At 45.8% G+C, this 13,058-nt stretch carries 11 protein-coding genes; all 11 read left to right on the plus strand.

The window, feature by feature from the left end; translation table 11 throughout:
• Window positions 1–47 precede the first annotated feature (47 nt).
• The 11 genes from H8704_RS07915 (at window position 48) to ilvA (ending at window position 12,992) form a co-directional block, all read left to right on the plus strand.
• Window positions 48–1,292: a BaiN/RdsA family NAD(P)/FAD-dependent oxidoreductase gene (locus tag H8704_RS07915; protein ID WP_249297897.1), complete on the plus strand. Its 1,245-nt coding sequence runs from the start codon at window positions 48–50 to the stop codon at window positions 1,290–1,292.
• Window positions 1,293–1,311: 19 nt separating this feature from the next.
• Window positions 1,312–1,977, plus strand: a complete 666-nt coding sequence (gene cmk, locus H8704_RS07920) for a (d)CMP kinase (RefSeq protein ID WP_118678214.1) — start codon at window positions 1,312–1,314, stop codon at window positions 1,975–1,977.
• Window positions 1,974–2,822, plus strand: a complete 849-nt coding sequence (gene ispH, locus H8704_RS07925; RefSeq protein ID WP_022465443.1) for a 4-hydroxy-3-methylbut-2-enyl diphosphate reductase — start codon at window positions 1,974–1,976, stop codon at window positions 2,820–2,822. The genes cmk and ispH overlap by 4 nt, the downstream gene beginning before the upstream one ends.
• On the plus strand, window positions 2,803–3,909 hold the full coding sequence (gene rpsA / locus H8704_RS07930; RefSeq protein WP_022465444.1) for a 30S ribosomal protein S1: 1,107 nt from the start codon (window positions 2,803–2,805) through the stop codon (window positions 3,907–3,909). Before ispH ends, rpsA begins: the two co-directional genes overlap by 20 nt.
• A gap of 83 nt (window positions 3,910–3,992) precedes the next feature.
• Complete coding sequence (locus tag H8704_RS07935; protein ID WP_118678139.1) at window positions 3,993–4,766, plus strand: CheR family methyltransferase; 774 nt, start codon at window positions 3,993–3,995, stop codon at window positions 4,764–4,766.
• A 262-nt stretch (window positions 4,767–5,028) separates the two neighbouring features.
• A complete protein-coding gene (gene plsX, locus H8704_RS07940; RefSeq protein ID WP_118678141.1) occupies window positions 5,029–6,036 on the plus strand; it encodes a phosphate acyltransferase PlsX in 1,008 nt (335 codons plus the stop codon).
• An 81-nt stretch (window positions 6,037–6,117) separates the two neighbouring features.
• Window positions 6,118–6,378, plus strand: coding sequence for an acyl carrier protein (locus H8704_RS07945; protein WP_022465447.1), 261 nt, complete (start codon window positions 6,118–6,120; stop codon window positions 6,376–6,378).
• Window positions 6,375–7,079, plus strand: coding sequence for a ribonuclease III (rnc, locus tag H8704_RS07950; protein WP_249297898.1), 705 nt, complete (start codon window positions 6,375–6,377; stop codon window positions 7,077–7,079). The genes H8704_RS07945 and rnc overlap by 4 nt, the downstream gene beginning before the upstream one ends.
• Window positions 7,080–7,096: 17 nt before the next feature.
• Complete coding sequence (gene smc / locus H8704_RS07955; RefSeq protein WP_249297899.1) at window positions 7,097–10,660, plus strand: chromosome segregation protein SMC; 3,564 nt, start codon at window positions 7,097–7,099, stop codon at window positions 10,658–10,660.
• Between the two features lie 109 nt (window positions 10,661–10,769).
• Entirely contained in the window at window positions 10,770–11,696 is a 927-nt protein-coding gene (gene ftsY, locus H8704_RS07960) for a signal recognition particle-docking protein FtsY (protein WP_022465450.1), read from the plus strand.
• A gap of 78 nt (window positions 11,697–11,774) precedes the next feature.
• A complete protein-coding gene (gene ilvA, locus H8704_RS07965) occupies window positions 11,775–12,992 on the plus strand; it encodes a threonine ammonia-lyase (RefSeq protein WP_178658635.1) in 1,218 nt (405 codons plus the stop codon).
• The last annotated feature ends 66 nt before the right edge of the window (window positions 12,993–13,058 follow it).

Consider the following 13,058-nt stretch of genomic DNA (forward strand, 5'->3'; position numbering starts at 1 on the left):
GATACCGAGCCATAAGAGATAGGATATAAAAATCAAAGGAAAACGATATGAGTGAAATAATAATTGTTGGCGGCGGTGCCGCCGGCATGATGGCCGCCATTGCAGCGGCAGATCAGGGACATCAGGTGACGATTCTGGAAAAAAACGAAAAGCTGGGCAAAAAAGTATTTATCACGGGCAAGGGAAGATGTAACATCACCAATGATAGTGATGTGGAAAATCTGTTGCAGCATACGATCCGGAATCCCAGGTTTTTGTATAGTGCATTTTATACCTTTGACAGCAGCCGTATGATGGAGTTTCTGGAAAGTGAGGGCTTACGGATCAAGACAGAGCGGGGGAATAGAGTGTTTCCGCAATCGGATCATTCCTCTGATGTGATCAGAACGCTGGAAAAGGCAATGAAGAAAAGAGATGTTACCGTCCGTCTCCATACAAAGGTATTGGAAATTCTGGTACAGGATGGACGATGCTGTGGTGTAGTTGCTCAGAAAACAGAAGGCGGCACGAAGGAGACGCTTTCTGCGGATGCCGTGATTACTGCGACAGGAGGAGTTTCTTATCCTTCTACCGGCTCTACGGGGGACGGGCTTCGTTTTGCAAAGGGGCTTGGACATCAGATCGTAGATGTGATGCCGTCACTGGTTCCCTTTGAGATCCGGGAGGAGTTTTGCCGGAGGATGCAGGGGTTATCCTTGAAAAATGTGTCCATGAAAATGCTTAAAGGCAAGAAAGTCCTTTATGAAGAACTGGGAGAAATGCTCTTTACGCATTTCGGCATCAGTGGTCCGCTGGTACTGACGGCAAGCTGTCATTTTACAAAACCGGAGGATGATGTCCGGATTGTACTGGATTTAAAGCCTGCCCTGTCAGAAAAGCAGTTGGATGAGCGGATCCTCCGGGACTTTTCCAAAAACAAAAACAGCTACTTTAAAAACAGCCTTGGAAAGCTTCTGCCATCAAAGATGATTCCTGTGATCGTGGAACTGTCCGGGATCGGACCGGAGAAGCCGGTCAATGAAGTGACAAAGGAGGAACGGCGGAATCTTGTGGCGTTACTGAAACATCTGGAAATGCATGTTTCGGGACTCCGGGGCTTCAATGAAGCCATTATCACAAGAGGCGGTATCAATGTAAAGGATGTTGATCCGGGAACCATGGAGTCTAAAAAAGTTCCGGGACTCTATTTTGCGGGAGAGGTTCTTGATCTGGATGCTGTTACAGGAGGTTATAATCTGCAGATTGCCTGGTCTACCGGATATCTGGCAGGGCTGTCGGCAGGACAAAATTAAAAGAAATGAGGAAAAGATTATGAAAAGTATTGCGATTGACGGACCGGCAGGTGCCGGAAAAAGCACGATTGCCAGAAAAGTGGCAGAAAAATTATCATTTATTTATGTGGATACCGGAGCAATGTACCGCTCCATGGCACTGTATTTTCTGCGGAACGGTATTTCGTCAGAGGAAGAAGAAAAGATCGCAGCGGCTTGTCCGGATATTGATGTATCCATCAGTTATCAGAACGGAGAGCAGCAGGTGATCCTGAACGGAGAAAATGTCAATGGACTGATCCGTACCGAGGAGGTCAGCATGATGACATCCAACACCTCCAAATATCCGGTAGTCCGGGAGAAGCTTCTGAGCCTCCAGCGCGGTCTGGCGGAAAAGGAAAATGTGATCATGGATGGAAGAGACATTGGAACGTGCGTTCTTCCGGGGGCGGATGTCAAGATCTATCTGACCGCCAGTGCACAGGAACGTGCCCGCCGCAGATATAAAGAGCAGACGGAAAGAGGTCTTATATGTGATATGAAGGAAATTGAGCGGGATATTATTGCCAGGGATGAGCAGGATATGAACCGGGAGGTGGCGCCGCTTCGCCAGGCAGAGGATGCGGTTCTGGTAGATTCCTCCGATATGAACATAGACCAGGTTGTGGATGAGATTATTCGTATATATCAGGAGAAGACAAAATGAATGTAACAGTAGCAAAAAGTGCAGGCTTCTGCTTTGGTGTAAAACGTGCCATTGATACAGTGTATCAGGAGATTGAAAAGGGAGAAAAGGTATTTACCCTGGGTCCGATCATTCACAATGAGCAGGTGGTGCAGGAGCTGGAGGAGAAAGGTGTTCAGGTCATTAATTCTATTGAAGAACTTGCCGATATAAAGGACGGAACAGTAGTGATCCGTTCCCACGGGGTATCCGAACAGGTTATCCGGCAGTTGGAGAAGTATGATATAAAGATCGTCGATGCGACGTGTCCCTTTGTAAGTAAGATACACCGCATCGTACAGGAAAAGTACAGAGAAGGTTTCCAGATTGTTATTATCGGCAACAGGACACACCCGGAGGTGGAGGGCATCAACGGCTGGTGTGAAAACAGTGCGATTGTTCTTGAAACTGTTTCAGAAGCGGAAAGTTTTCGCCCTGATCCACAAAAAAAGCTGTGTATTGTATCACAAACGACTTTTAATTACAAGAAATTTAAAGATATGGTTGATATTTTTGAAAAAAAGAGTTATGATATACTTGTTATGAATACAATTTGCAACGCTACCGAAGAGCGTCAGACTGAAGCAGGTACTATTGCAAGGCAATCCGACGCGATGTTGGTGATAGGTGGAAAACACAGCTCGAACACCCAAAAGCTGTATGAAATCTGCAGCAAAGAGTGTCCGAACACATATTTTATACAGACACTTGACGACCTGAATTTGGAACTATTTCAATCTTTTCGTAGCGTGGGTATTACTGCCGGGGCATCAACCCCAAACAATATTATTAAGGAGGTTCAAACGTATGTCAGACATGAACAATGACTTTGAACAGATGTTAGAAGCATCATTAGTAACAATCCACAATGGAGAGATTGTAGAAGGGACAGTTATCGATGTAAAGGAAGATGAGATTGTCCTGAACATTGGCTACAAGGCTGATGGTATTATTACACGTAACGAGTACAGCAATCAGTCAGGAATCGACCTGAGAGATGTTGTAAAAGTTGATGATGTAATGAAGGCAAAGGTTCTTAAGGTAAATGACGGAGAGGGTCAGGTATTACTGACATATAAGCGTCTTGCAATGGAGAAGAGCAATGAGCGTATCCGTGAAGCTTTTGAGAATAAAGAGGTATTAAAGGCACCTGTAACTGCTGTATTATCCGGCGGTTTGAGTGTTGTAGTAGATGAGACAAAGATCTTCATTCCTGCAAGCCTTGTATCAGATTCTTATGAGAAGGATCTTTCCAAGTACAACGGACAGGAGATTGAATTTGTTGTTACAGAGTTCAATCCTAAGAAGAGAAGAATCATCGGTGATAGAAAGCAGCTTCTTGTTGCCGAGAAGGCAAAGCTGAAAGAGGAGCTTTTCGCAAGAATCCATGTTGGAGATGTAGTTGAGGGTACTGTAAAGAACCTTACAGACTTTGGTGCATTCATTGATTTAGGTGGTGCAGACGGTCTTCTTCATATCTCTGAGATGTCTTGGGGACGTGTTGAGAATCCTCGCAAGGTATTCAAGGTTGGTGATGTGACAAAGGTACTCATCAAGGATATCAAGGATGACAAGATTGCACTGAGCCTGAAGTTCGAGGATCAGAATCCTTGGTTGAATGCAGACGGTAAGTACAATGTTGGTGCTATCGTTAAGGGTAAGGTTGCCAGAATGGCAGACTTTGGAGCATTCGTAGAGCTTGAGCCGGGTGTAGATGCACTTCTTCATGTTTCTCAGATTTCCAAGGAGCATGTTGACAAGCCATCTGATGTATTGTCTGTAGGTCAGGAGATCGAGGCAAAGGTTGTTGATTTTAACAATGAGGATCACAAGATCAGCCTGAGTATGAAGGCTCTGTTAAATGATAATGCTTCTGAGGATGAGGAAGTTGTTGCTGAGACAGACGCTGAGTAATTATTATGAAATGTTCTTTCGCCAACTCATCATGGTGTGGGTTGGCGAATTTTTTTCAATGAAAAGGAAGGGAGGATTTTATTATGGGCGATTATGAACTTTTTAAATCGAAGATCTTCCAGATGACAAAAATTGATCTGAGCTGTTATAAGGAACGGCAGATGAAACGAAGGATTGATGCGTTGATCACTAAGAGAGGGATCAAATCCTATGATGCATATGTGAATGCTCTCCGGACAGATGTGGAGCTTATGGAGGAGTTTGTAACGTATCTGACGATCAATGTATCTGAATTTTACCGCAATCCGGAGCAGTGGAAGGTGTTGGAAAACGAGATTTTTCCATATTTATTTGAGCGGTTTGGTAATACATTAAAAATATGGAGTGCTGCCTGCTCTACCGGGGATGAACCTTACACGCTGGTGATGCTTCTTGCGAAATTTATACCATTAAGCAGGATCAAGATCATAGCTACCGACCTGGATAAACAGGTTCTGGAAAAGGCACAGATCGGACTTTACGATGAAAAGAGTCTGAAAGGTCTGCCGAAGGAGTTTGTACAGAAGTATTTTACGAAGATAGGCAGCAGCTATCAGATTCATGATGATGTGAAGAAGTGTGTGCAGTTCAAGCAGCATAATCTGTTGAAGGATCCATATCCATCACAGTGTGATCTGATCGTATGTCGCAATGTCATGATTTACTTTACGGAGGATGCAAAGAAAGGGATGTATCATCGTTTTAATGACGCTCTGAAAAAGGATGGCATGCTGTTTGTAGGAAGCACGGAGCAGATTATTGCGCCGGCTGATTATGGTTTTACTACATACCGTTCTTTCTTCTATAAAAAGGATTAATATGAGCCTTTGCTTTCGTGCTCATTATTTAAACAATGTAAAAGACAGTTTTCCGGAAGACTTTGGAGCTGTCTTTTTTATTTGAAATATTTTCAATTTTTTTTCTATCTTGTATTAACATTCACACAGTCAACGAGGATGACTTCTTGCACTATAGACGAAATTCGGGTATAATATATTTTGTATGCTTATGCACAATAGCCCTATTAGGCTTGATAAGCGCAAGATATGATCAGGAGAAGCAGGAAAGGTTGGATCAATTATGGACGAAAAGATAAGAATTGTAGTAGATGCCATGGGTGGAGATAATGCACCGGAAGCACCGATTCATGGAGCGGTTGATGCACTGGCAGAAAATAATAAGATAGAGATCACACTGGTGGGGCGTACCCCGGACATTGAAGCGGAGCTGGCGAAGTACAGTTATGATAAGGATAGAGTTCATATTGTCAATGCAGAGGATGTCATCGGCTTTGATGAGCCTCCGGTAGAGGCAATCCGCAAAAAGAAGGATTCCTCTATTGTGGTAGGTATGAAGCTTGTGAAAAAAGGAGAGGCCGATGCCTTTGTATCTGCCGGCAGTACAGGTGCGATCCTGGTAGGGGGACAGCTTGTGGTAGGAAGGATCCGTGGCATAGAGAGAGCACCTCTGGCACCGTTGATCCCGACAACCGATGGAGTTTCTCTTTTGATCGATTGTGGTGCCAATGTAGATGCGAGGGCATCTCATCTGGTACAGTTTGCAAAGATGGGTTCTATCTATATGGAGAATATCGTCGGGATCAAGAATCCCCGCGTAGCCATTGTAAATATAGGAGCCGAGGAAGAAAAGGGGAATGCTCTTGTGAAAGAGACATATCCTTTATTAAAAGAATGTGAGGATATCAACTTTATCGGAAGTATTGAGGCGAGAGACATTCCGAAGGGGGGAGCAGATGTTATCGTCTGTGAAGCCTTTGTGGGGAATGTTATCCTGAAGCTGTATGAGGGACTTGGTTCTGCATTGCTGCACAAGGTCAAGGAGGGACTGATGAGTTCTCTTCGCAGTAAGATCGGTGCACTTTTGATCAAGCCGGCATTGAAGAAGACGTTAAAAGCATTTGATGCTTCAGAGCATGGCGGAGCACCTCTTCTGGGACTGAAGGGGCTTGTGGTGAAGGCACATGGAAGCTCCAGCGAGGTAGAGATCAAGACAGCGATCCTTCAGTGCATTTCCTTCAGTGAAGAGGGGATTAACGACAGGATCAGGGAAAATCTTAAATTAGATTAATAAGCATATGATCCGGTGGTTATATCAGGACAACGGACAGGAGATCATCTGATACTTTCCATAAACTTAGATGAGATGGTGATGAATATGGAATATGAAAAGCTGCAGAATCTTTTGGCAGAAATATTAGAGGTAGAACCGGAGCAGATCCGCAAGGAAAAGTCTTTTGTGAAGGACTATGGGGCGGATTCCCTGACTCTTTTTCAGATACTGATGGGAGTGGAGGCAGTATTTGGCGTGATCGCAGAGGAGCAGGAGCTTCTGCGATGGAATACTGTGGGAGAGCTTTGGGAATATTTACAGACAGGCAGAGGAATTACAGGAAAGGGTTCATCGTTATGAGATCAAAAGAAATGGGGGAGTTTGAGAAGGAAGCAGGGTATATTTTTAAAGATAAATCTCTGCTGGCAACGGCATTGACCCACAGCTCATTCTCCAACGAAAAGAAAATGAAAAAGACACAGTGCAATGAGAGATTGGAATTTCTGGGAGATGCTGTGCTGGAGCTGGTGTCCAGTGAGTTTATCTTTCGCAGCCATCCGGATATGCCGGAGGGTGAGATGACTAAGACCAGAGCAAGCTATGTCTGTGAACCGACACTGGCGCTTTGTGCCAGAGAGATTCATCTGGGAGATTATCTGCGTCTGGGAAAAGGCGAGGAGCTTACCGGTGGCAGACAGAGAGATTCTGTGTTGTCGGATGCGCTGGAAGCAACGATCGGTGCCGTCTATATGGATGGCGGCTTTGAACCGGCCGAACGATATATCGAGGAGCATATTCTGAAGGATATTGATAATAAAAAGCTTTTTTATGACAGTAAAACATTTCTGCAGGAAATTGTTCAGCGCCATGAGGGGGATACGCTGGAATATAAACTGATCGGGGAGAGTGGACCGGATCATCATAAAGAATATCAGGCTGCTGTATTTGTTAATGGCAGACAGATATCCACCGGAACAGGTCAGACCAAAAAGAAAGCAGAGCAGTCTGCGGCCTATGAGGCAATACTGATCTTAAAAAGAGAGGCGGACGGACGCCGATAGTCACAGGGAGAACATAGATGTATTTAAAAAGTCTGGAAGTGCATGGTTTTAAATCATTTGCCAATAAATTGTTATTTGAATTTCATAATGGTATTACGGCGATTGTAGGACCTAACGGAAGTGGAAAGAGCAATGTTGCCGATGCCGTGCGTTGGGTACTGGGTGAGCAGAGTGCCAAGCAGCTTCGTGGTGCCAAGATGGAGGACATCATCTTTGCGGGAACGGAGCTCCGTAAGCCTCTGGGATATGCTTATGTAGCCATTACCATCAGCAATGAGGATCACAAGCTAAATGTACCATATGAGGAGGTCACCATTGCCAGAAGAGTGTACCGTTCCGGCGAGAGTGAGTATCTCTTAAATGGCGCCTCCTGTCGTCTGCGTGATATTCAGGAACTGTTGTTTGATACCGGTATCGGTAAGGAAGGCTATTCTATTATTGGACAGGGGCAGATTGATAAGATCCTCAGTGGTAAGCCGGAAGAAAGGCGTGAGCTTTTTGATGAGGCAGCCGGTATTGTGAAGTTCAAAAAGAGAAAGGCTGCTGCAGAGAAAAACCTGGCGGAGGAGCAGCAGAATATGATTCGTATTGAGGATATTCTGTCGGAGCTGGAAAAGCAGGTAGGACCATTGGAAAAGCAGTCGGAGAAGGCACATGAATATTTGATCTATCGTGATGAGCTTCGTAATCTGGATGTCAATATCTTTTTGATGGAGTATGATCAGATTCATACGGAGATGGAAGATGTGTCCAAGAAACAGGACATTGCTTCCGGTGATCTGGAACAGGCAAAAAAGGATTTTGAAGAAACAAAGGCAGAATATGCACAGGTTGAAGAAGTGCTGGAAAAGCATAGTCAGAGTCTGGAGGGACATAAGGAACGCCTGACCAATTCCAGAGTATCCTTAAATGAGCAGGAAGGTAATGTCCGGGTGCTTCAGGAGCAGATCCGGAGCGCCAGCCAGAATGAGGAGCATTATAAAGAACGGTTGGAAAATCTGCAAAAATCCATGGATCAGGCGGAGGAAGAAAAGGCAGGCTACCAGGAGAAGCAGGATGCCTTTGATGAACGCCTTGCCGGGATCCGTAAGGAACAGGATGAAATGAAGGAGCGTCTCACACAGACCTCCGGACAGATCGCATCCACAGAGAAGGAAATCGCAGACCGTAATAATGATATTCTGGCGGCAATGAGTCAGACCACAGAGATCAAGACAGAACAGCAGAAATATGAAACACAGCTGGAACAGATCAATGTTAAACGGGCAGAAATGACCCAGAAGGTGTTGAAAAATAAATCCGAAGCGGCAGGTCTGCAGGAAACCATGGAGCAGCAAAAGGCTATTCTGTCCGATATTTCGGACAAGATTGAGGGAATGGATGCCAATAATGCAGAGATCCGTAATGCGTTAAAACGTCTTTCCGAGCGGAGTCAGGAGCTGGAAAAAGAGCACCGGGATACCCAGCAGAAGTTTCATATGGCAAACTCCCGTCTGAATTCCTTAAAGAATATGACGGAGCGTTACGAAGGCTTTGGACAGAGTATACGCCGCGTGATGGAGCAGAAAGAGCATAATCCCGGTATTATTGGTGTTGTTGCAGACATCATCCGGGTGGAGAAGGATTATGAGATTGCGATCGAGACTGCTTTGGGAGGCAGTATTCAGAACATTGTTACAGACAATGAACAGACTGCCAAGGCGATGATCGCTCTGTTAAAAAAGAACCGTTACGGTCGTGCCACCTTCCTTCCGCTGACTAATATATCCGGCCGTGGTGTGAATCAGGCACAAAACATATTAAGGGAGCCGGGCGTAGTAGGCTTTGGTTCTTCTCTGGTACATGCGGATGCGAAGTTTGACCAGCTGATCGAATATCTTTTGGGCAGATTTGTGGTGGTAGATCATATTGATAATGCCATTGCTCTTGCCAGAAAATATAAACATTCCCTTCGGATCGTGACGAAGGAGGGAGAGCTTTTAAATCCGGGCGGTTCCATGTCCGGTGGAGCTTATAAAAACAACAATAACCTCCTGGGACGCCACCGTGAGATGGACAATCTTGAAAAGGAAGTGGAGGCGCAGAGAGAGAGAATGCGCAGGATCCTGCGGGAGCAGGAGGAAGGCCGCAAAGAAGCCGAAGAGCAGCAGAAGGCTATCGAAAAGAACCGTAGCATCCGTCAGGAGCTGATCCTGCAGCAAAATACGGCTAAGATCAATTACGACAGAGCCAGAGGAGATTTCCTGCAGAATCAGAATGAACTGGAGCAGATCCGTTTGGACAGCCAGGGAATCGAGAGTACGAAAGCAGAGCTTCAGAAGCAGCTGGATGATCTGAAAGCGAGCATCAGCGACAGTGAGAGCCGCAGCAAGGAGAATGAGACATATCTGGAGCAGCTGAACCATCGTCTGGAGGAACTTCGTGAGGAGGAAAAAGAGCTTACGGAGAAGAATAACGAGTATACTCTTAAGATCTCCACGGAAATTCAGAGCAATGAATTCGTGGCACAGAATATTACCCGTATCAATGAGACGCTGAAACAGCTGACATCAGAGCTTGACGGAATTCAATCCGACAGTAGACAGGCAGAGGATCTTATGCAGGAAAAACAGCAGGAGATTGAGAAGGCAAAGCAGCAGATCGAGGATACAGCGGGAGAGATCGCAGAGCTGGAGGAAACGATCCGTCAAGAGACGGAGCAGAAGGACGAGCTTTCCAGACAACATAAAGACTTCATTGATAAGAGAGAAGGTCTTTCTGACAAGATCAATGAGCTGGATAAAGAGTGTTTCCGTCTGAATAATCAGAAGGAAAAAATGGAGGAGCGGATCAACTCACGGACTACATATATGTGGGAGCAGTATGAGCTGACCTATCATGGAGCAGAGGAGCTTCGGACCAATACCGAGCTTTCCATGCCACAGATGAAGCAGGAGATCAGTTCCTTAAAATCCAGGATCAAGGCACTGGGAGATGTCAATGTCAATGCCATCGAGCAGTATCAGGATGTGTTGGAGCGTTATACCCGGTTAAAGACGCAGCATGACGACCTGATCAAGGCGGCTGGCGTGTTGGAGGGGATCATCAGCGAGCTGGACGAGTCTATGCGAAAGCAGTTTGCGGAGCAGTTTGCCGAGATCCGGGAACGTTTTGACAAGGTATTTAAGGAGCTTTTTGGTGGAGGCCGTGGTACTTTGGAGCTTCTGGAAGAGGAAGATATCCTGACGGCAGGCATCAAGATCGTGGCACAGCCACCGGGAAAGAAGCTTCAGAATATGATGCAGCTTTCCGGTGGAGAGAAGGCATTGACGGCTATTGCGTTGTTATTTGCTATTCAGAGTCTGAAGCCTTCCCCGTTCTGTCTGCTGGACGAGATCGAGGCGGCACTGGACGATTCCAACGTAGACCGTTATGCCCAGTATCTTCATAAGCTGACGAAGGACACCCAGTTTATTGTGATCACCCATCGTCGAGGCACGATGAATGCGGCAGATATTCTGTATGGTATCACCATGCAGGAGAAGGGTGTTTCTACACTGGTATCCGTAAATCTTCTGGATGAGAAGGATGTTGTAAACTAATGGATTCGTGACTTGATACCCGGCCGGGTCTGGCTGGATACAGGTGAGGATATGGTCTGCATCGCAGGACAGATTATATATATCGCATTATGCGGGAAATGGAGCAGTTATGGGATTTTTTGACAGATTAAAAAGTGGTCTGACAAAGACCAGAGATAATTTTGTATCAGGAATTGATTCTCTTTTCAGTGGTTTCTCTGAGATTGATGATGATTTTTATGAGGAGCTGGAGGAGATTCTGATCATGGCGGATATTGGAGTGAACACCACCGACAGGATCATTGAGGATCTTAAGGAAAAGGTTAAAGAGCAGAAGATCAAAGAGGTTTCCGTATGCAGAGAACTTCTGATGGACACCATAAAGCAGCAGATGCAGGTGGATGAGACTGCATATGAGTTTGAGCATAAGACATCGGTGGTATTGATGATCGGTGTCAACGGTGTCGGAAAAACAACTTCTGTAGGAAAACTTGCCGGTCAGTTAAAGGCTCAGGGGAAAAAGGTGATCCTGGCGGCGGCAGATACTTTCCGTGCGGCAGCCATCGAGCAGCTGACGGAGTGGTCTAACCGCGCCGGTGTGGAGATCATTGCCGGACAGGAGGGCGGTGATCCTGCTTCTGTTGTTTTTGATGCGGTGAATGCTGCAAAGGCGAGAAAGGCAGACGTGCTGATCTGCGATACGGCAGGACGTCTTCACAATAAAAAGAACCTGATGGAGGAGCTTCGCAAGATCAACCGCATTATTGAGCGGGAGTTTCCGGAGGCATATCGGGAAACGCTGATCGTATTGGATGGAACCACAGGACAGAATGCGCTGGTACAGGCAAAACAGTTTGCAGAGGTGGCGGATATTTCCGGAATCGTGCTGACAAAGCTGGATGGAACAGCCAGAGGCGGTATTGCGATCGCCATTCAGTCTGAGATGAATATTCCGGTGAAATATATCGGTATCGGAGAGCAGATCGACGATCTGCAGAAGTTTGATGCGGACAAGTTTGTGGATGCCCTGTTTGAGACGCAGGATGAGGAGGAATAAAACAGGTGACAGCCTGTATCATAATATATGATTGTCAAAAAGGATGACAGAAAAGATAAGAAAGGCATGGTGATTCATATGATGACATTGGAAAGTTTTGAGGAGGCAGCAGAAAAAGTAAAAGAGGTTACGCTTCCCACGAATCTGATCTATAGCGATTACTTTTCAGAAATGTCCGGCAATAAGGTATATTTAAAGCCGGAGAATCTGCAGAATACAGGAGCATATAAGGTGAGAGGAGCTTATTATAAAGCAAGTACACTGACAGAGGAGGAGCTGGCACATGGACTGATCACAGCTTCTGCCGGTAATCACGCACAGGGTGTTGCCAATGCAGCCAAGCTGTTTGGAACAAAGGCGGTGATCGTAATGCCTACGACAACCCCTCTGATCAAGGTAAACCGTACCAGAAGCTATGGTGCAGAGGTTGTGCTGTATGGTGGTGTCTATGATGAGTCTTATCAGAAAGCACTGGAGATTGCCGAGGAGCGTAAAATGACATTTGTGCATCCGTTCAATGATCTTGCGGTGGCAACCGGACAGGGTTCCATTGCGATGGAGATCTTTAAGGAACTGCCGACAGTGGATATCATTCTTGTGCCGATCGGTGGAGGCGGACTGGCAGCAGGAGTATCCACTCTGGCCAAAATGCTGAATCCGAATATTCAGGTCATCGGTGTGGAGCCGGCCAATGCAGCCTGCATGAAGGCATCCCTGAAAGCGGGAAAGGTTGTTTCCCTGCCAAGTGCCGTGACCATTGCAGACGGTACTGCCGTAAAGACACCGGGAGACATTGTATTCCCATATATCCAGAAGAATCTGGACGATATCATTACCGTAGAGGATGAAGAGCTTATTGTAAATTTCCTGGATGTGGTCGAAAATCATAAGATGGTTGTAGAAAATTCCGGACTTTTAACGGTTGCCGCCCTGAAGCATTTAAATTGCAAGGATAAGAGAGTGGTATCTATCCTGAGTGGTGGTAATATGGATATCATTACCATGTCCTCTGTGGTACAGCATGGACTGATCGAGAGAGGCCGTGTATTTACCGTATCTGTACAGCTTCCGGATCGTCCGGGCGAGCTGGTCAATGTGGCAAATGTCATTGCGCAGCTTAAGGGAAATGTCATCCGTCTGGAGCATAACCAGTTTGTCAGCATTAACCGGAATGCCGCAGTAGAATTAAAGATCACATTAGAGGCATTTGGCCACGAGCATAAGCAGCAGATCGTAGATGCATTGAAGGAAAAGGGATATGATCCGAAACTGGAGAATCCAACCAGTCTTTACTAATTACAAAAATACTGCAATAATAAAAGGCAGAGAAATCAGGTCATCTGAAATATCAATACCGCACAT

It is taken from the genome of Jutongia huaianensis (assembly GCF_014384985.1).
Classification (GTDB): domain Bacteria; phylum Bacillota; class Clostridia; order Lachnospirales; family Lachnospiraceae; genus Jutongia; species Jutongia huaianensis.